Here is a 20379-nt window from a genome sequence, read left to right on the forward strand (position 1 = left end):
ACATCCCCGTTTCAGATCTCAGCTTCTTATTAAAACACAAAACCCGCAAGATGGACACTTTTTTCAAAGTGTCCATCTTGCGGGTCACAGTTCACCGTCTTGCAGCGGGTCTTTTTTATTTGTAAAGGACACAAGAAACAGCAAAAATAACACACCAAAAGCAAAATTAGACGCATGTCGCGAAAAAATGAAAACGCATACAATTGAGCTAAAGCTCGGGAACGAGTGAAAAATGATAGGAGGGTTGTTAGATGGATAATGTGAAAGTTTCGGCAAGGAAGAGAGCAAAGAAGGCTGCGGCATTGTCATTGACCGCAGTAGCAGCATTGTCTCTGACATTAGCAGGTTGCGGCGGCAGCTCAGGCAATAATTCCTCAAGCACAGATAATGGCGCTAAAGCATCGAACTCAGACGCAAGCACGAACTCAGCTTCCTCGAACACCGGAAGCGGTGATAGCAATTCAGGTGGAAAGGTAACGATCGATTTCTGGTTCCCGTGGGGCGGAGACTTCCAGAAAGATTTTAAAAAGTCCGTCGTTGATCCGTTTGAACAATCGCATCCGAATATTAAAGTAAACATGACCTTCGTGGAAACGACAGGTCAAACGCAAGCATCCGATAAATTGCTAACAGCGATCGCAGGGGGAAATCCGCCGGACGTTGCTTTGTTCGACCGCTTCCTGATCGGTTCATGGGCCGCGAAAGGCTCCTTGACGGACTTGAAACCGTATCTGGATTCTTCCGATGATCTTAAACCAGACGATTACTACCCGGGTCTATGGGCAGAAGTCGTATATAAAGATGGCGTATATGGTCTGCCGTGGGGTACGGATAACCGCGCCATGTACTATAACAAAACATTGATGAAACAAGCCGGGCTTGATCCGGAGAAGCCGCCTACAACGCTCCAGGAATTGGATGCAATGGCCGAGAAGATCTTCAAAAAAGGCAAAAACGGCAAATACGATACAATCGGCTTCATTCCTTGGATGAACCAAGGCTTCTTCTATACGCAAGCTTGGAACTGGGGCGGCCATTGGGAAGACGGCGAGCATAACCTGACGCCGAACGACCCGCAGAACGTGAAGGCGCTTCAATGGATGGCGGATTATGCCAAGAAGTATGACATTGCCAACCTGACAAGCTTCTCCGACGCGATGGGGCAAACGGGCATGAACCCGATCTGGTCCGGTAAAGTCGGCTTCGCGTTCGACGGCAACTGGGTGCTCAACGACTTGGCGAAATACAAGCCAACCTTCGAGTGGGGCGTGGCTCCAATGCCTTCTGCAGAAGGCTTCCCACAGGTGACATGGGCCGGCGGCTGGTCTTACGTTGTTCCGAAAGGCTCCAAGCACGAGAAAGAAGCTTGGGAGTTCCTGAAATATGTTGCAGGTCATGACGGCACGCTCGGCTATGCCAAACGTCCTAATGCAGGTAACGACATTACGGCAATGCCTGCGGTCAACGAAGAGCTGAAACTCGCCGATAATCCAAACCTGAAAGTGTTCCTGGATTTGATGCCTACCGCCTTTACAAGACCGGTGACACCGGTTGGTTCCTTCCTCTGGAACGAAACGATGCGCGTGCAGGATTTGGCGATCCATGGCAAAGGTGATCCGCAAGCGCTGCTGGATGAAGTGAAGAAGAACGTCGATGCTGAGCTGGCGAAGCTGGGCGGTTAATCCCGAAGCTGCATCAATAAGCAATCGAGGATTGGGCGGGATGCGTTCCGCCCCTTCTCTCTTTATACAGTCCGAATCGATAAGGAGGTAATGGCATTGGCGGATATCGGCACGACTGCAGCAACCAGTTCAGCAACGATTGTGAATAAGCGGAATAAGAAAGCGACCAAATTCGAGAGAAAGCTCGCCTTATACGGCTTGCTCTTTGCATCGCCTTGGATCTTAGGATTACTGGCGTTTAATGTTTATCCTTTGCTTGCTTCAGCGTACTACAGCTTTACGACATACAGCATCTTGGAGCCTGGGAAATTCGTTGGATTCGACAACTATGCGACGTTATTCAAAGACGACATCTTTTGGAAAAGCATTTCGAACACGCTTTACTACACGTTTATCTTTGTCCCCTTGAGTATTGTGCAAGGCGTTGCGCTTGCCATGCTTCTGAATTTGAGAATAAAAGGCCAAGGCATTTATAGAACGCTGTTGTTCATCCCAAGCTTGGTTCCGGAGATCGCAACCGTAATCATTTGGCTATGGCTGCTCAACCCGCAGTTCGGCCTTGTTAACTTTTGGCTTGATAAAATTGGCATTTCCGGACCGCCGTGGATTGGCAGTGAAACCTGGTCCAAGCCGTCGTTGATTCTTATGAGCTTGTGGGGTACGGGGCAAGCAGTGGTCATTTATTTGGCTGGTCTTCAGGATGTGCCGCAGGATTATTACGATGCTGCGCATGTGGATGGAGCGAACGGCTGGCAGCGGATGAGAACGATCACGCTGCCGCTGCTCACGCCGGTTATTTTCTTCAACATGATTATGGGTATGATTGGCGCGCTGCAAAATTTTGTTCTGCCGTATACGCTTACGAACGGACAAGGAACTCCGGCCAATTCCATGATGTTCTACGTCATGTACTTGTACACCAACGGCTTTGCTTACCTGAAGATGGGCTATGCATCAGCGATGGCCTGGATTCTGTTCATCATCGTGGTCGTGCTGACGACGGTCATCTTCGCTACGCAGAAACGTTGGGTCCACTATCAAGGACGGGAATAGGAGGGGAGTGTCGTTATGGAATCAAGCAGCAGACTCAGCGTCATTCAGAAAACATTGGCTCATATCATTCTCTTGGTAATCGGATTGTTCTTCCTATCCCCTTTTCTATGGATGGTATCCACATCGCTCAAAGCGAACAGCGAGTTATTCAATTGGCCGCCGAAGTGGATTCCGAGTACGCTCGTTTGGAGCAACTATCCGGATGCAATCAACTATATTCCTTTTTTCAAATACTTATCGAATTCGCTCCTCATTGCCGGATTGGCGACTGCGGCCGTCTTACTCTCCTGTCCACTTGTCGCATACAGCTTAGCCCGTATTCCGTGGAAAGGGTCGAAACCGCTCTTTGGCGCGACGTTGATTGTCATGATGATGCCGTATCAAGTTACGATGATCCCGATTTTTATCACGTTCAAAAACATCGGCTGGGTCGGATCAAACATCCCGCTATGGCTTCCGGCATTATTCGGCGTTCCGTTCTATATCTTCCTGCTCCGCCAGTTCTTCATGGGCTTGCCTAAGGAGCTTGAAGATGCCGCGCGGATTGACGGCGCGTCCGAGCTGCGCATCTACTCCCGCATCATGCTTCCGCTCTGTAAGCCTGCATTGCTTACCATTGCGCTGTTCCAATTCATGGGCAGCTGGAAGGACTATCAAGGTCCGCTCATCTACTTGTCGGATGAGAGCCAGTACACCCTGATGCTTGGTATGCAGGCGTTTAAGTCTCAGCACAGCGCGGAGTGGCAGCTCATGATGGCTACACTCGTTATGATTACATTCCCGATCATGGTGCTCTACTTCCTGGTTCAGAAAGCGTTTATCCGCGGGATCACGTTTACAGGCATAAAATAAGCTGCTGGGATTGGAGTGAATCGAGAATGGAAGAGAACGCCGTACCGATTACGGCTGAAATCGCCTCCGGTCATCCGACCGGAGGCGATTCGATTCCCTTGGATGATACATTGACGAAGGATTCAGTTCGATCTGCACTCATGAACTTGTGGGGAATCAATGAAGAGCTGACCTCGCTTGCCGCCGGCACGACCTCGCAGGTGTGGCAAACGAAGGAGGCCATCGTCAAATTGGCTCGCGACGACAGCGATCATTTTAACGCTGGTTTGCGCGCCGGTTTGGCTGTCGAGGCTAGAGGCATACCATCAGGTTCCGCGGTTATCAATCGAACCGGCGAGCTTAGCGTGAAACTGACGATTGGAACAGAAGTTTGGATGCTCGCGGTTCTGCGCCAAGTGGGTGGAAGCAGGGCATCTATGCACGACTTCGAGGCGTTCGAATTAGGTGAAATGCTGGCGAATATTCATATAGGCCTGGGAGAGGCAGATACTGCCGGGGCATGGACGGCAGAGGACGTATTGGGACATATGGAACGAGGTATTATGCCAGAACAGCCGGAAACGACTAGAAGGATGATCATTTCGGCTATTGGCGACGTACGGGAGTGGTATAGCGGCCCGGACCGCCCCATGCAGATGATTCGAGGCGATGGACCCGAGATTCTTGTGAAAGACGGGGCAATCGCGGGCATTATCGATTGGGGAGGTGTCCGCTGCGGAACGGTAGCGGATGATATCGGCTGCTGGACGCTGCATGGCTCGACGAAGGATATCAAGGAATATACGCGGGATTTCATACGAGGCTATACCAAAGCCAGCACGCTATCGCTTCAGGAGGAGCAGGCTATACCGCTATTCCAACGGCTCCGTCTTGCGTCGCGCGCTTGTTACGTTACCGTGCCTGCCTCCTTGCGGTCGATCGAACGATGGATGACGAACATTCAATCATAAGTTTCATGCATGAGCAAAGGACCTCCAGAAATGGAGGTCCTTTGCTTGCGTTTAATCCTTATTTGGGTTGATAGATCTTGTCGAATACGCCGCCGTCATTGAAGAATTTCGTTTGGGCTTTTTGCCAGCCGCCGAAGTTCTTAATGTTCGTCAGCTCAAGCGTTTTGAAGTTCTTCGAGAATTCCGCTGCAATCTTCGGATTCGTCGGACGGTAGAAGTTCTGGCCGATAATGCGCTGGCCTTCCGTTGTGTAGAGGTAGTCGAGGTATGCTTTCGCAACGTCGCGTGTATCATGCTTGTCGACGTTCTTGTTCACGACGGCGACAGGCGGTTCTGCCAAGATGCTGTAAGAAGGCGTTACGATTTCAAAATCCTTCGGATGCTCTTTCAGCGCCAGGTAAGCTTCGTTCTCCCAAGCGAGCAGGACGTCGCCGATGCCGCGCTCTACGAACGTCGTCGTGGAACCGCGTGCGCCGGAGTCAAGAACAGGCACGTTCTGATACAGCTTCTTAACAAAGTCGGTCGCTTTCGCTTCGCTGTGGCCGTTATATTTCAACGCATAAGCCCATGCTGCGAGGAAGTTCCAACGTGCGCCGCCGCTTGTTTTCGGATTCGGCGTGATGACGGAGATGTTGTTCTTGACCAGGTCGCTCCAGTCCTTGATCTTCTTCGGATTGCCCTTGCGAACAAGGAAGACGATCGTTGAAGTATATGGCGAACTGTTATTAGCGAAACGAGCTTGCCAGCCATTCTTGATTAAGCCGGCTTTCTGAATCGCATCGATATCGTAACCGAGCGCCAATGTAACGACGTCTGCTTCCAAGCCTTCGATAACCGAACGCGATTGCGCTCCGGAGCCGCCATGGGATTGCTTAATGGTTACGGTCTGGCCGGTTTTCTTCTTCCAATATGCAGCGAATGCTTTGTCGTACTGGACATACAGCTCACGGGTCGGATCGTAGGACACGTTGAGCAGTGTGACGTTCGGCTTAGCCGGCTTCGTTGCGGCGAAGCCCGGTTGAGCAAGGGTAAGGATAAGTGCCAAAATCGTGATCGTAAGCAGCAGTTTCTTCTTCATGTGATAACGCTCCCCTGATTAAAGTTTCTCGTTGTTCCACCTGGATGCCCTATGTAGAAAATAAAAAAAGAGGCCTCGGCAAAAGCACGCATGTAGTCGTAAAAAACGAGTACATGATGCGTCTTGCTAAGGCCTCCGGCGGTCCGGTGGGCTCGATGGATTTATCATAATCTGACAATTCCAACCTGTCAACTATGAATTAAAAATAATTTTAGGGCGGCTCGATCGGTGGGATGGTCCCTTTATATAAGAAAGACTAATGAGTTGTATAAAAAATGTTAAAAAACCAATTGACAACAAAGCTTATCCGTTGCTATGATTCACTCATAAACCAACTAAACAGGTAGGATTTAAATGTTTTACTACCGGACAACACGGCGTAAAGCAAGATTAGTTATCTGTACAAAGATGATGAGAGGTGCTTTTACATGACAAACATGAAAAAGAGAAATCCCAATCTGCTTCACGCCCTGTTGATCTTTATCGTATTCTCTCTCGCGCTAACCGCTTGCGGCTGGGATCAAGACCCGCCGAACAAGGGGAACGGGAGCAGCAATGCAAGCAGTAATGGAGGATCCGGTAATACGGCAGCGACGAATGAAGGTAATTCCGGCACGAATACAGATCATTCAGCGAATGCAGCACCAGAAGCGTCTGGTCCCGTGGAGCTGCTGAACGTCTCCTATGACCCGACACGCGAGCTGTATGAAGCTTACAATAAACTGTTCGCAGCGTATTGGAAGACAGAACATAACCAAGAAGTAACGATCAAGCAATCGCATGCCGGTTCAGGCGCTCAATCCCGGGCGGTTATCGACGGACTGGATGCAGATGTAGTAACGCTTGCACTCGGCTACGATATTGATGCAATTGCCGACAAAGGCCTTATTGATAAAGACTGGCAGCAGAAGTTCGACAACAACAGCTCGCCTTATACCTCTACGATCGTATTCCTCGTCCGCAAAGGCAATCCGAAAGGCATCAAGGACTGGAACGACCTTGTGAAGCCAGGCGTTCAAGTCATTACGCCGAATCCGAAGACGAGCGGCGGCGCACGTTGGAATTATCTAGCGGCTTGGGGCTATGCTCTAAAGCAGAACAATGATGATGAAGAGAAGGCAAAAGAGTTCGTTAAAGCACTGTTCAAGAATGTGCCCGTTCTTGATTCCGGCGCACGCGGTTCGACGACGACATTCGTAGAGAAGGGCATCGGCGACGTGCTGCTGGCTTGGGAGAATGAAGCGCTCTTGTCCGTGAAGGAACTCGGTCCTGACAAATTCGATATCGTATATCCGTCGATCAGTATTCTCGCAGAACCGCCGGTTGCGGTTGTAGATAAGAACGTGGATAAGAAAGGGACTCGCGAAGTAGCGGAAGCCTACCTTGATTATCTCTATACAGAAGAAGCTCAGAAGCTCGTCGCTCAGAACTTTTACCGTCCGCAGCTTGCTTCCGTAGCCGAGCAATTTGCCGATCAATTCCCGGATATCCCGATGCTGAATATCGATGACGACTTCGGCGGCTGGGCGCAAGCACAGAAGAAACATTTTGCAGATGGCGGCGTATTTGATCAAATCTATGCGCCAGGCTCATAAGCGATCGACAGGAGCTGATTCTACGTATGAAAGGTTCCACTTCTAAGCGTACGAAGCCGCGCAGCGTGCTGCCTGGCTTCGGCCTCTCGCTAGGCTTCACGATTTTCTACTTGAGCGTGCTTGTTATCATCCCATTAGCCGGTATCTTCGTGAAGACATCCGGCCTCACCCCAGAGCAGTTCTGGCATACCGTCTCTAACGCGCGCGTTATTGCGTCTTACAAAGTCAGCTTCCTGACTTCCTTCTACGCAGCGCTGGTGAATCTCGTGTTCGGCCTCATTATCGCTTGGGTGCTCGTGCGTTACCGGTTCCCAGGCAAGAAGCTCATTGACAGCTTAATCGACATGCCGTTCGCATTGCCGACTGCTGTTGCAGGTATCTCGCTGACCGCGATTTACGCGCCTAACGGCTGGGTTGGCAAGCTTGCTGAACCGCTTGGATTGAAGATTGCATTCACACCGCTCGGCATCACGCTGGCGCTTATCTTCATCGGCTTGCCGTTCGTCGTCAGAACCGTGCAGCCGGTGCTGCAGGATCTCGACAATGAAGTCGAGGAAGCGGCGGTCATGCTAGGCGCCTTCCGCTGGCGGACATTCCGCCGAGTCATTCTGCCGGAGCTCATACCTGCGCTGCTGACAGGGTTTGCGCTTGCATTTGCCCGCGGGATCGGGGAGTTCGGCTCGGTCGTCTTTATCTCCGGCAATATGCCGATGAAGACGGAAATCGCGCCGCTGCTCATCATGACGAAGCTGGAGCAGTACGATTACAAAGGTGCGACGGCGATTGCCATGGTGATGCTCATCGTATCGTTCATCCTGCTGCTTCTCATTAACTACTTGCAATGGCGGAGCAATCGCCGCGTTGTAACGGCATAGGGGGGGGGGGGAGGCGCATATGGCAGGAGGAGCTGTAACGGTTCAATTGTCGGAGAAGGCCGCGCATCGGCCTAAACATATTACCGAATCTGTTGGTGTACGAATCGTACTTATCTCGATCGCGTTGTTGTTTCTCGTGCTCGTCGTGCTGCTTCCATTGTTATCGGTATTCATCGAAGCGTTCAAGAAAGGCGCGGATGTCTACTTCGCAGCACTTCGGGACCCGGATGCCCTATCGGCACTGCGACTGACGCTGACTACCGCAATCATCGCTGTTCCGCTGAATACGGTATTCGGTATCGCAGCAGCATGGGCGATCAGCAAGTTTCGGTTCCGTGGCAAAAACATTCTCATTACGCTTATCGATCTGCCTTTTGCAGTATCGCCGGTTATCTCGGGTCTTGTCTTCGTTCTTCTGTTCGGCGCACAAGGATTCTTCGGCCAATGGCTGCAGGCTCACGATATTAAACTGATCTTTGCACTGCCGGGGATCGTGCTCGCAACGACGTTCGTGACATTCCCATTTGTCGCAAGGGAGCTGATTCCGCTCATGCAGGCGCAGGGCGTGCAAGAGGAAGAAGCGGCTGCAAGCCTTGGGGCACGCGGTTTCCAGATCTTCTGGCGCGTGACGCTGCCGAACATCAAGTGGGGCTTGCTCTACGGCGTTATTCTCTGTAACGCTCGGGCGATGGGCGAGTTCGGCGCAGTGTCCGTCGTATCAGGTCACATTCGCGGCGAGACGAATACGCTGCCGCTTCATATTGAAATTCTGTACAACGAGTATCAGTTCGCGGCTTCGTTCGCGGTCGCATCGCTGCTCGTTATGTTGGCAGTATTGACGTTGATCGTGAAGAGCTTCATCGAGTGGAGAACGAATGCGAAGAGTCCGGAAAGGAGTGCTGACGATGCACATTGAAGTACGGCATTTGAATAAATCATTCGGCAGCCATGCTGCGGTGCAGGATGTGAGCTTCCAGATCGAGCGCGGCAAGCTGATCGGCTTGCTCGGACCAAGCGGCGGCGGCAAATCCACGCTGCTGCGGATGCTGGCAGGTCTGGAGACGCCGGATTCGGGCGATATCTACATTAATGGGAAGCGGGTTAACGATGTTCAGCCGCAGCTGCGCGGCATCGGATTCGTCTTTCAAAACTATGCTCTGTTCAAGCATATGTCCGTGTTCGATAACATCGCGTTCGGTCTGACGATTCGCAAGACGAGCAAAGCCGAGATCAAGGCGCGCGTCGGCGAGCTGCTTGATCTGACCGGGCTGCGCGGCTTCGAGCATCGTTATCCGCATCAGCTGTCGGGCGGACAGCGGCAGCGGGTTGCTTTTGCCAGAGCGCTGGCGCCAAGACCGGAGCTGCTGCTGCTCGACGAGCCGTTCGCGGCGATCGATGCCAAGGTGCGCAAGGAGCTGCGCACATGGCTGAAGCAGCTGATCAGCACACTCGGCATTACGTCGATCTTCGTGACGCATGACCAAGATGAAGCGGTCGAAGTTGCCGATGAAATGCTCATCGTCCAACAGGGCAGACTGGAGCAGCAAGGCTCGCCGGTTCATATTTACACGGACCCGCAGACGGCTTTCGTCGCCGGTTTCATCGGTCATTCGAGCGTGGTAGAGCAGCCCGCCAGCCTGCGTGGCTTCGAGAACACTTCGATCACGGCAGGCGCACGAGCGTTGGTTCGTCCGGAATTCGTCGAGGTTGGACGCGAGCAGGAAATTCAGTTTCCGTCGGCAGCGGAGAAAGGGCAAGTACGGCATATTTTCTTCCGCGGCGCGCACCTCGAGCTGGATATCCAGGTTGGCGACAACCGGTTGTCCGCGCATCGCTCGTTAGATCAGGAGCCGCTGCAGCCAGGCGACGAGGTGTCGGTGCTGATTCACCGGCTGTACGTCATCTCGGATGAGTCGGCGACGATGGTGGAAAATCCGCTGAAGGTGGATCCGCTGCCGGTGCACATTTGAGAGCTGCAAAAAAATAGGAAAGCAAACATAGGAGGGATTCGAGATGGCGAAACCAATAGTGCTCGATCAAGAATGGATAGAACGGATTACGACGCAGGTAAACGGGCTTGAATACGGATCGGTGCTCATCACCGTTCATGACGGGCGCGTCGTCCAGATCGACCGGACCGAACGCAAACGGTTCGAAACTTCCGCGAAACAGAACCAAAATGCGAAGGAGCAAGCTGGAACGCAAGCCTCCGCAGCTGGAGATAAATTGAAGGCGATCAATTGAAAAACATGAAAAGAGGCATTCTTCCGCGGTCATCCTATCGATGACGGGAAGAATGCCTCTCTTTTCATTAGGAGGAATGCTGCGCTTGCTGCTCGCTTGTTTGCGGGAGCTTCGCGCTTGCCGGCCAGAAGGAATGGCGGCCGAGCAATACGGTAATTGCGGGAACGAGGAAAGGTCTCACAATAAACGTATCCAGCAGAACGCCGATTGCCGTTACGGTACCGAATTGAACGAGCACCTGAATCGGTAAAGTCGCGAGTACGGCGAAGGTTCCGGCCAGTATAAGTCCTGCAGAAGAGATAACGGAGCTCGTCTCCGCTACGCCTTCTTTCACAGCCTGCTTAAGCGGCATATGGCGGGCCTTTTTCCAAATGCTCGAAATCATGAAGATGTTATAATCCTCGCCAAGCGCAACGATGAACACGAACGCGTAGAGCGGTATCAAGCCTTGCAGCGCATCTGCTCCAAGCAAGTAATGCAGAACGAGCCAACCAAGACCGAGCGCGCTGAAATACGAGAGCAGCACCGTTGCAATCAGGTAGAGCATGGCGGTTATGGAGCGCAAATAGGCCAGAAGCAGCAGGGCGATCAGCGCAATGATGACCGGAATAATAACGGCGGCGTCCTTGTTCGTCGTTTCTTTGGTATCGAATTGCTCCGCAGTTTGTCCGCCAATCCAAACTTTATCCTGGACGTCGGGCAGACCGGCTCCAGTAAGTGCTTGCTCTGCCGCCTGACGGATGTTTGGGATGTGCGAAATTGCTTCCATCGAGTACGGATTGGTGGCGAGCTCGACATTATAGCTTTGCAGAGACGGATCCTTCGCTCCGGCTGCAGGTTCCGATACTTTCTTCACGAACGGCAGTCCTGCCAATGTCTCTCTCACATTCTCGACCGCTGCTTTCCCATCGGTCTGAACGATGACCTGCACGGGGGCGAGTTCTCCTGCATTAAAGTGGTCGGCAATGAGCGTAAAGCCTTCGCGCGACGCGGAGTCGGACGGGAAAGAGGACAACGTATCGAACGTATATTTGATTTGCGTCGCGAAGAATACGCAGATGAGAAGAATGATCGTAGAGATGACCGTAATTTGCTTCGGCCTTCTCGTGACACTTTCCCCGAGACGGGCGCCGAGCGATACCTTAGGCTCAAGGACTGGGAGCAGCTTGCCTTTCTTCTTGGCACGGTCGATTTCCATCTCCGGCGTTCGCGGAATGAACGGGAAGAACGAAGCCCTGCCAAGCAGCGCCAGAAACGCAGGAACAAGCGTGAGGCTGGCAATCATCATAATAAAGATAGCCAAGCTGAAAGGAATCGCAAAACGGCGAATGCTGCCGAACTCGGCCATCAGCAGGACGAGCAGGGAGAAGACGACCGTTAAGCCGCTCATCGCGATAGCGCCGGCGGAGCTGCCGAAGGCGTGCTTCAGCGCGGCGAACTTGTCAGCTGTCAATTTGAGCGCGCTGCGGTATTTTGTAATGAGAAACAGGCAGTAGTCGGTACCTGCGCCGAAGAGCAGCACGGTCATAATGGACAGGCTCTGGGAATCGAATTCGATCCAGCCTTGCTCTGCCATCCAGCCGAGCAGGGGCGTAATGGCTTCATAGACGAAGCCGACCGCGATAAGCGGAATTAACGCGAGCACCGGGGAGCGGTAGATGAGAAGCAGGAAGACAAGCACGAGCAGGACGGTAGCAAGCAGAAGCGATACATCAGCAGAGCTGAATAGCTCTGTCGCATCGACGGCGATGCCCACCGGACCTGTAGCTCTGACCGAGAGCGCGCTCGGGTCGTTCACTTCGGCCTGAAAAGGATGACTGTCGGCTGTGAATATAGCGTCCGTCTGCTTCTCAAGCGCAGTCAGTCCATCCTTTAGTCCCTTGCTGTCCACGTTCTTATCGAACAGAATGGTCTGGACGAAGGTCGTCTGATCTTCGGAAAGCTGCTGCTTCAGCGCGGGCAGCGGCAGTTGATCGAGCGGCACGACGCCTACTTGATGGGGAAGCGGATTCGCTGCCAGCTCCTTGGCTAGCGCTTGCATGTTCGATAGATCGTTCTCCGACAATCCGCTCTGACGATGCCACGTCAGCAAGGCGGGAATGCCTGCGCCTGCAGGGAACTGCTCCTTAATGAGCTGCTCGGCCTGCACGGATGGCTTATTGCTGCTGAAGTTGCCAAGTGCATCGTTCTTCAGCTCATCCGCCTTGGGCAGTCCAATCTGTAGGAGTACGACGGCAAGCGTCCAGGCGACGACGATTATCCAGCGCCCCCATTTGCCGCTGACTGCTCTCATTACATTCTTCAACTTTAACCAACTCCTTCAATTTACTTATCGAGTGATAAGTTATGATTAAAAAAAAGGGCGATCGACTGCTATACCGAAGGCGGTTCAGCAGTCGAAAGTCCGAATAACAGTACGTTAACGAGCATTCGAGCTAGTTGTTTTGTATTTTTCTTGATCGGGCTGCCTTCTTGGGGAGAGGCAGCAGGAGCAGCAGCTGCAGCAGCTGCAGCAGCTGCAGCAGGAGACGCTCCTATTATAGGAGATGCCATCGACTGGCTGATTAATCCCATGAGCAGTCCGGCAGACATATTCGCATCAATGCCGAACTGTGTGCTTTCGCGCAGCTGGCCACTCTGCCGGCCTTGCTCGAAGATGCCGACGATCGGAAGGAGGTACGCGCCTCGCCAGAGCCGGAAGACAAGCGCTTGCGATTCCGCCGAGAGCTCGTGGCGAATGTCGTGAAACATGCGGCTAAGGTCCTCCGGATGATTCGCAATCAGATATTCGGCTACTTCGTACAGCTGCTCCACGACGGAAGTATTGCGCTCGATAATCCGTTCAAGCGAGCCACGTGTTTCTTCACATACCGATCGGAGTACCTCGATATAGATCGTTTGCTTATCCGAGAAGTGATGGTAGAGCGCGGGCTGGGTCAGCCCGCATGCGTCCGCGATCTGCCTTGTCGATACGGCGCGAAATCCAAGCTGCATGAACAGTTCCTTGGCTGTTCTGATAATGATGGCCCGAGTTTCGAGGGACTGACTTCGTTTTGGGCGTGACATGCTGTTCGTCGACCTTTCCGTCTAATACTTATCACTTGATAAGTTTATAGTAATCTTGCTTTTCTTGTTCGTCAATAGGACTGCTCGTCTGAATGGCTCGTTGATTCGCGGCACCTATATCGGCAACAGTGGAAGACTATCTATAACCACTCATCGTAATGTTTGTCTACAAACTTAATTTCATTCTCGTAGTGCGCTAAGTGACCCTCGTCGACCATTTTCCGAAAGGCTTCATTTCCTTCGGCAGCGCCGTTTCTCAACGTGTTGCACAATGCAGTCAATCGCTTGATAATCCAATCTCGCAGATCGCTTGGGCAAGGGATCCCGTACGAATCGAAAAACAATGGAATGCGCCGACGACGCTCTTCGGCATGAAGCTCTGATTGGTACTCAACCGTCGCGGTCGATTCGGAACGGGAGTCAGGTGCAAAGCTCGCAAGTGGAACCGAAGTGTAGAGGGTATAAGCGATGTCCCACAGCCTCGGTCCGGGACCAGCCATATCGAAGTCGATAAGCGCCACAGGCTTGCCATCTTGAAAGACCACATTATATAACGCAGCATCGTTATGGCATATCACTTCATGTTCACTTTGTGCGCCATAACTCAGCTGCCATCTGTCCTCAGCCTTAATAGGGAAGCTTTCGGTCGCATCATGGAATCGGCGCAGCAATTGCGCCAACTCCACAAGCGATTCATCCGACCACATATGCGGTTGAAGCTGAGGGTAACGGTTACCCGGAACGTCTCCGGGAATGAACGACAGCATCTCACGGCCAGCGTCATCGATTCCGAGAAATCTCGGAGCCCCGTCAAATCCAAGCTGCTCTATATGCTGGAGCAAGCGTTGAACGGATGGACTCCAATAGCCTGTTGGACGGCGAACCGTATTCGCCATGCGGACGATATGATTCACGTTCCCGCCAGTCAATATTTCTTCCTGAGACAATCGAATCCCCTCCATGAAAAATGCTGCTAACCGCGCATCAGGCCTTAATCTGCGTCGATCATGCGCTTCGAAAATGTAGTGCGCGCTTCGCGCCGCTTGTCAGCGCTCTTCTGCTGGCGTTTGCTGACGGACTGCTCCTTTCGCAATTGGTGCGCGAGCTCGCGGCCGGTTTTCTTGTAGCTTGCGTAGCGCCGCTCGTCGAGCGCGCCGCTGCGCAGCGCTTCCCGTACCGCGCAACCGAGCTCCCGCTCGTGGCGGCAATCGCGGAAACGGCAGCTCGCGGCCAGCTCTTCGATGTCCGCGAAAGCTTCCTGCCAGCCGTCAGCGGAATCCCACAGCTGCAGCTCGCGCATGCCCGGCGTATCCATCATGATGAAGCCGCCGGGGAGAGGGAAGAGCTCGCGATGCGTCGTCGTATGGCGACCGCGGGCGTCATCCTCGCGGATGCCCTGCGTCTGCATGAGCTCATCGCCGGCAAGCCAGTTGAGCAGCGTCGATTTGCCGACGCCGGAGGAGCCGGTCACGGCAATGGTGCGGCCCGGCTGCAGATAAGGCGAGAGCGCATCGCGGCCGATGTCGGCAACCGCGCTGACCGCATGCACCGGCACGCCGGGAGCGGCGGCTTCGACTTCGGCGATGCTCAGCTCGACGGTGTCGCATAGATCCGCTTTCGTCAGCAGGACGACCGGCGTCGCGCCGCTTTCCCAGGCCAAGACGAGATAGCGCTCGATCCGGCTAACGTTATAGTCGCCATTAAGCGCGCCGACGATGAAGAGCGTATCGATGTTGGAGCCGATGACCTGCTCCTCGGGCACGCTGCCTGCTGCCCGGCGGATCATCGCGGATCGGCGCGGCAGCACGCCGTGAATGATGGCGCGCTTCTCGCCAGCCATCGGCGCAGCCGCAACCCAATCGCCGACTGCCGGGAATTCGCTCCGAGCGCTCGCCTGGAACTGGAACTTGCCGCTCACTTCCGCGGACAGCTCGCCGCCGGCCGTCATTATGCGGTACTGATTCGTGAATTGCGCGATGACCCGCGCAGGCACGCAGCCTGCCGGAAGCGAAGCGGTCGCAGCAGCGAAGCTGGCTTCCCACTGCGAATTCCAGCCGAAGTGTTGGAGCGACTCGAGAGAGTCAGTCTCGTTTGTTAATGGTTGATTTTGATTCAAATGGTAATCCCCTTTTTCAATAAGTTTGGTGGTATTGCTCATTTTCTTACTGGAACGACAAAAAGACCGCAGGAAACATCTCCTGCGGTCTGCCTCGGGTGCCGATGCCCATCTCGAGAGAGGGCGCAGCACTAAACGGAAGCACAAAAAAACCGCAAGAAACCAAGATGGTCTCCTGCGGTTCTAATGACGAGATACAGCTAACAAGCCTGGCGAAGCGCAAATTGCGCCCTAATCCAGCTTATAACCATCACTCATGTACTTAGTTCCGTTCGAAGACCGATGTGTATGCGACAACAGCAGCTTTTACATTTGAGCTTCTCATATCACATCAGCCTCCCTTAGGTATCGTTAGTTGTCATTCTATGCTGAACTGGCAGCCCTTGTCAACCGCTATAATTAAAATGACCCTGCTCCGCGTTCCGAAGCAAGGCCACAATATTACGAAATGACAAATTTAATGATCACCGCAGCGGCGAAAATAACGAACAGAATTCCGAAGAATCCGCCAAAGCCCATTGCGACGTCGAATAGATCATCACGCGGTTCTTCATTCACATGCTCGCGCGGGTCTCTAATATTTTCCATTTGACTAGTTCCTCCTTAGGCACGACGATTGCTTCTCCTAGTATACCCAACTTCCAGAATAATTGTAAAGCCGCCGCTGGTGACAATTGTGAGGCGAAATTGCTGTTCCATGAGAGACCAGCCGCAAACCGAAAGCCGTTGTGGTACAATGATAGGAAGGATTGGCTTATGGGAGGAGAATTATGACGGAGCAAAAAGGTCACGAATCAGCAGCGGACAGACGTCTTGCGCAGGAGCGAATTCGTAATAAATTAGCGCTGCTGCCAGACCAGCCGGGCTGTTATTTGATGAAGGACCACAGCGGCAAAATCATCTATGTCGGCAAAGCGAAGGTACTCAAGAACCGCGTGCGTTCGTATTTCAACGGCAGCCATAACGGCAAAACATTGCGGCTTGTCTCGCACATCCGCGATTTCGAATACATCGTTACATCGAGCAACATGGAAGCACTTATTCTTGAATGTAATCTCATCAAGCAGTACATGCCGCAATATAACGTCCTTCTGAAGGACGATAAGACGTTCCCTTATATAAAGATCACAAGCGAAGCGCACCCGAAGCTTGAGGTGACGAGGCGGATCGTGAAGGATAAGGGGAAATATTTTGGTCCCTATCCGAATGCGTTTGCGGCTCAGCAGACCAAGAAACTGCTGGACCGATTGTATCCGCTGCGCAAGTGCGGCGTGCTGCCGGACAAAGTTTGTCTTTATTATCACTTGGGGCAATGCGTAGCGCCATGTGAGTATGATATTGCGCCTGGTACCTACGAGAACATGGTGCAGGAGATTACCCGGTTTCTAAACGGCGGCCACGAGGAAGTGAAGAAGACGCTGCAGGGCAAGATGGAAGCGGCGGCGGAATCGCTCGAGTTCGAACGCGCCAAGGAATACCGCGATCAGATGATCGCGATCGATGCGGTCATGGAGAAGCAGAAGATAACGCTGAGCGACGCGATGGACCGCGACGTGTTCGGTTACGCGACGGACAAGGGCTGGATGTGCGTGCAAATTATGTACATGCGGCAGGGCAAGCTCATTGAGCGCAGGGCGACGACGTTCCCGTATTACGGCGAAGCGTACGATGATTTCATGACGTTCGTGACGCAGTATTATTCGGAGAACCCGGCGCTGCCGAAGGAGATTTTTCTGCCGAATCCGCCTCAGGAGACGGCGGGTCAAGAAGCAGCGACGGAAGCCGCAGGGGCAGCCGCTGAGGTTATGAGTATGCCAGTTCTGAGTGCGGAAGATACAGAGCAGGGCGATAACGAGCCGGAAGCAGGTACAGCGGAAGCGGAGCTTCGCAGCTCGCTGCAAAAGTGGCTGAAGGTGAAGGTGTTCATGCCGCTTCGGGGCAAGAAACGCGACGTTGTAGCGATGGCTGTGAAGAACGCGAATATGACGCTCGAAGAGAAATTCAAGCTCATTGAGCGTGATGAAGAGCGGACCTTCAAGGCGGCGGAGGGACTGGCGGAAGCGCTCGGTCTGCCGCAGGTGCGCCGAATCGAAGCTTTTGACAACTCGAACATTCAAGGTACCGACCCGGTTTCGGCGATGGTTGTGTTTACCGACGGCAAGCCGGATAAGAAGGAATACCGCAAATATAAAGTAAAGACGGTCAAAGGACCGGACGATTACGAGACGATGCGCGAAGTAATCCGTCGCCGTTACGAGCGGGTGCTGAAGGAAGAACTGGAGCTCCCGGATCTCATCATTGTGGACGGCGGCAGAGGGCAAATTTCGGCAGCGCTTGATATATTGGAGAACGAGCTTGGGTTGGGCATTCCGGTGTGCGGTCTTGTGAAGGACGCGAAGCATAAGACGGCGCAGCTGATGACAGGCGAACCGCCGGAGATTGTGCCGCTGGCACGCGATAGTCAGGAGTTCTACCTGCTGCAGCGGATTCAGGACGAGGTGCACAGATTCGCCATTACGTTCCATCGGGAGCAGCGCGGCAAGTCGATGATCGCGTCCAAGCTGGACTCGATTCCCGGTATCGGGGAGAAGCGTCGGAAGGCGCTGCTGAAGCATTTTGGCTCGATCAAAAAAATAAAAGAAGCCGGAATTGAAGATTTCCGGCCTCTGTCGATCGGCGAAAAGCTCGCCGCGCAAATTATTGAAGCATTGAGGGAGGAACCGTAGGGTTCCTCTTTTTTTTGTCGAACGATCGGATGAGCCATGCAATTGGAATCGGCAGAATGATGTAGACAATGCCGATAAGCACGTTGCCGACTGTGCCCATGAACATGAGCGAGATCGCCATCATGAGGCTGTCGAACACCGCATGCGCGAACAAGACGGTGATGAAGCCGAAACGCAGGAATAGGAAGCTGAAAATCAGTCCAAGAACCGTCAGCTCGAGCAGCCTCGTCGTCGATGGGAAGATCGGATAGGTGACGTGGCCGAGCGCCCAGATGATCGTTGGGATAAGCGATGCGACAAACGAATTTTTGAACCAGCGTTTCATTAGTCCGATCCCGAAGAGGCGGAATACCGCCTCCTCCGAAATCGCGGCGCACCAAGCGAGCAGCGGGAACAGCCAAGGTGCAGCAAGGTTGTACGGCGATTGCGTGACGTCGGTTGTGGACCAGGCACCATTTACTCGCATCAAGATAATAAAAATAATCGTTTGCAGTCCGAGCAGCAAGAAAGCTGCCAAGTAACCGAGCCACATGCTGCGCCATACATGCTCGCCATAGCCGGGCTGACCGAATCTTGGCCATAGGTTGCGGCCGAATGAGCGCCACAAGCCGTCGCCTCCAACAAGAGAGAAGTAAACCGACAACGCCATGATTACGGTAACGAGGCAGGTGACAATGACGGCTACATAAGCCATAGCATCGACGTGCAATGCTTCACCATAAGCGGCCGCAAGGCCGTCCTTCATGTTGAAATCGTTGACCAGATACATGCCAAGGAACAACAGAGTTAGTGCAATGCCTCGAAGGAAAGAGGTGTGTTTCCGGTAAATCGATGCGTAGATGATGGCGAGAATGAACAGCACGAACGACAGGAACAGGCTGCCAAGCGTGGACAGGTAGTTCGCCAGCTTCTTCTGTTCATTGACGTACACCGTGTAATCATTCGGAACTTTGAAGGTCGGCTTGTAGGCTGCGATGAGAATAGCCCCGTTAGGCTGCTTCTCCGCGCGGATGCTCAAGGTGAGCTTCGCATTGCCGATCGCTTTGTTGACCGTGTATGAGATTTGTCCGGTGTCGTCATTCATCTGAGTCGCTTTCAAGCTGGATTTCGGGAAGCCCTTGGATGCGGCGAACTTCAGCGCAGCGTCGGTTAGCTCATTGCCTTTGGCTGGGGTGACTTGGTCGCCGTTCAGCCGATTCCAGGCGACGACGGAAGCTTTTTGCATATGCACATAGATGAAGATTTCGCTGTCATCCGGCATTTCTGCGGTCACTTGGAAGGTGTCGGTCGGGAACTGCGCGTCGAATTGCTTCTCGTAGCTCTTCGTCAGCTTGTTTTTCTCCAAGTAGCCATAGAGCAAGCTGTCGGACTGATGCACGGCGTGCACGCTGTCTGGGGTTACATGGAACTGCTTTTTCACGAAAGAAGCTGCAGTTTCTTCGGCCTTCGTCTTGGAGATGACCGGCTCGCTGTTCGAATCAAAGAACGATTCGGCTGTTGACGGGAGAATCTGGATAAGCAAATAGATGATAATGCCAATACCGCCGAGCCAAGAAAATAGCTTCCAATTCGGCTCTTGATGGGGAAAATTCGAACTCACCCTAACACCTCAATTTCGCGTGAACTAGCCTTATGTACTAACTACCATATCATAATTGATACAAAATTATCCATGACGCCGGCACGGGTGCTTGTTCCATGTATATTCGGGCTCGGTCAAAAATAATCCGCTCCTATGCGAGTCATGGTATTGGATGCGAAAAATGGCAAACAATAAAGGACAGGGCCTGCCGGTGCTGTCCTTTGATGTTTGGCTCTTTGGCTCTTTCGCGTCTTGCGGCTCGCAAGCTGCAAGCAAGATCGGTGCCGCAGGCAGCATGATCTTGTTTGCAGGCGAAGCGGAATGGGGTTGGATGGGGTTGGTTTTCTAATCTCTATAGTGGATTAATCCACTCATTTGAGAAGGTTTTGGCGTTTTTGAGCTCCTATATTGGATTTTTCCACTTTGAAAAGCCATTTTCGACGTTAAATGCATCTTTTGAGCGAAAATGAGTGGATTTATCCAGCATAGCCTCCGGAAAGTGCGAAATTGGCGTTTCTGTAGTGGATTTTTCCATTATAGAGGCGGCAAGGGGAGGGATG

General features: G+C 52.9%; 18 protein-coding genes. 11 read left to right on the plus strand and 7 right to left on the minus strand.

The annotated features are described in order from the left end of the window. Positions 1-251: 251 nt before the first annotated feature. From A8990_RS28270 to A8990_RS28285, 4 genes are all read left to right on the plus strand, one after another. Positions 252-1682 carry an ABC transporter substrate-binding protein gene (locus tag A8990_RS28270; RefSeq protein ID WP_116192366.1) on the plus strand — a complete coding sequence of 477 codons (1431 nt, stop codon included), beginning with the start codon at positions 252-254 and terminating at the stop codon, positions 1680-1682. Between the two features lie 96 nt (positions 1683-1778). Further along, on the plus strand, positions 1779-2735 hold the full coding sequence (locus A8990_RS28275) for a carbohydrate ABC transporter permease (RefSeq protein ID WP_245996278.1): 957 nt from the start codon (positions 1779-1781) through the stop codon (positions 2733-2735). Between the two features lie 15 nt (positions 2736-2750). Then, positions 2751-3587, plus strand: coding sequence for a carbohydrate ABC transporter permease (locus A8990_RS28280; RefSeq protein ID WP_116192368.1), 837 nt, complete (start codon positions 2751-2753; stop codon positions 3585-3587). A 26-nt stretch (positions 3588-3613) separates the two neighbouring features. Next, a complete protein-coding gene (locus tag A8990_RS28285) occupies positions 3614-4537 on the plus strand; it encodes an aminoglycoside phosphotransferase/kinase family protein (RefSeq protein WP_116192369.1) in 924 nt (307 codons plus the stop codon). Positions 4538-4595: 58 nt separating this feature from the next. On the opposite strand, the gene A8990_RS28290 is transcribed toward A8990_RS28285, so the two are convergent. Continuing rightward, on the minus strand, positions 4596-5615 hold the full coding sequence (locus A8990_RS28290) for a sulfate ABC transporter substrate-binding protein (protein WP_116192370.1): 1020 nt from the start codon (positions 5613-5615) through the stop codon (positions 4596-4598). Positions 5616-6052: 437 nt separating this feature from the next. Between A8990_RS28290 and A8990_RS28295 the strand changes: the two genes are divergently transcribed. The 5 genes from A8990_RS28295 to A8990_RS28315 are packed head-to-tail and all read left to right on the plus strand — an operon-like array spanning position 6053 to position 10329. Beyond that, positions 6053-7210 carry a sulfate ABC transporter substrate-binding protein gene (locus A8990_RS28295; protein WP_425463940.1) on the plus strand — a complete coding sequence of 386 codons (1158 nt, stop codon included), beginning with the start codon at positions 6053-6055 and terminating at the stop codon, positions 7208-7210. 26 nt (positions 7211-7236) lie between these two features. After that, positions 7237-8085 (plus strand): sulfate ABC transporter permease subunit CysT, encoded by an 849-nt coding sequence (cysT, locus tag A8990_RS28300; protein WP_116192371.1) that lies wholly within the window; start codon positions 7237-7239, stop codon positions 8083-8085. 19 nt (positions 8086-8104) lie between these two features. After that, positions 8105-9001 carry a sulfate ABC transporter permease subunit CysW gene (cysW, locus tag A8990_RS28305; RefSeq protein WP_116192372.1) on the plus strand — a complete coding sequence of 299 codons (897 nt, stop codon included), beginning with the start codon at positions 8105-8107 and terminating at the stop codon, positions 8999-9001. Beyond that, entirely contained in the window at positions 8991-10055 is a 1065-nt protein-coding gene (locus A8990_RS28310) for an ABC transporter ATP-binding protein (RefSeq protein ID WP_116192373.1), read from the plus strand. The genes cysW and A8990_RS28310 overlap by 11 nt, the downstream gene beginning before the upstream one ends. A gap of 43 nt (positions 10056-10098) precedes the next feature. Continuing rightward, on the plus strand, positions 10099-10329 hold the full coding sequence (locus A8990_RS28315; RefSeq protein WP_116192374.1) for a YezD family protein: 231 nt from the start codon (positions 10099-10101) through the stop codon (positions 10327-10329). A gap of 67 nt (positions 10330-10396) precedes the next feature. Here A8990_RS28315 and A8990_RS28320 read toward each other — a convergent pair whose 3' ends face one another. The 5 genes from A8990_RS28320 to A8990_RS28340 all read right to left on the minus strand — a co-directional run bounded on the left by A8990_RS28320 (position 10397) and on the right by A8990_RS28340 (position 16099). After that, positions 10397-12622, minus strand: a complete 2226-nt coding sequence (locus A8990_RS28320) for an MMPL family transporter (protein WP_116192398.1) — start codon at positions 12620-12622, stop codon at positions 10397-10399. A gap of 80 nt (positions 12623-12702) precedes the next feature. After that, positions 12703-13395 carry a TetR/AcrR family transcriptional regulator gene (locus A8990_RS28325; protein ID WP_116192375.1) on the minus strand — a complete coding sequence of 231 codons (693 nt, stop codon included), beginning with the start codon at positions 13393-13395 and terminating at the stop codon, positions 12703-12705. Positions 13396-13535: 140 nt separating this feature from the next. Beyond that, positions 13536-14342 carry a phosphotransferase gene (locus A8990_RS28330; protein ID WP_245996280.1) on the minus strand — a complete coding sequence of 269 codons (807 nt, stop codon included), beginning with the start codon at positions 14340-14342 and terminating at the stop codon, positions 13536-13538. Positions 14343-14386: 44 nt separating this feature from the next. Next, positions 14387-15511 carry a ribosome small subunit-dependent GTPase A gene (gene rsgA / locus A8990_RS28335; protein WP_245996281.1) on the minus strand — a complete coding sequence of 375 codons (1125 nt, stop codon included), beginning with the start codon at positions 15509-15511 and terminating at the stop codon, positions 14387-14389. Positions 15512-15952: 441 nt separating this feature from the next. Beyond that, positions 15953-16099, minus strand: a complete 147-nt coding sequence (locus tag A8990_RS28340) for a YqzM family protein (protein ID WP_116192378.1) — start codon at positions 16097-16099, stop codon at positions 15953-15955. A 182-nt stretch (positions 16100-16281) separates the two neighbouring features. Here A8990_RS28340 and uvrC point away from each other — a divergent pair, with 182 nt between their 5' ends. Beyond that, entirely contained in the window at positions 16282-18237 is a 1956-nt protein-coding gene (gene uvrC, locus A8990_RS28345) for an excinuclease ABC subunit UvrC (RefSeq protein ID WP_116192379.1), read from the plus strand. Here uvrC and A8990_RS28350 read toward each other — a convergent pair. Continuing rightward, entirely contained in the window at positions 18209-19837 is a 1629-nt protein-coding gene (locus tag A8990_RS28350; RefSeq protein ID WP_116192380.1) for a CPBP family glutamic-type intramembrane protease, read from the minus strand. The two genes, uvrC and A8990_RS28350, sit on opposite strands and share 29 nt — an antisense overlap. 163 nt (positions 19838-20000) lie before the next feature. Here A8990_RS28350 and A8990_RS31745 point away from each other — a divergent pair, with 163 nt between their 5' ends. Beyond that, the gene (locus A8990_RS31745; protein ID WP_181909827.1) at positions 20001-20168 is read left to right on the plus strand and encodes a hypothetical protein; all 168 of its coding nucleotides are present in this window, start codon (positions 20001-20003) and stop codon (positions 20166-20168) included. The last annotated feature ends 211 nt before the right edge of the window (positions 20169-20379 follow it).

This window comes from Paenibacillus taihuensis, assembly GCF_003386535.1.
GTDB lineage: Bacteria > Bacillota > Bacilli > Paenibacillales > Paenibacillaceae > Paenibacillus_Z > Paenibacillus_Z taihuensis.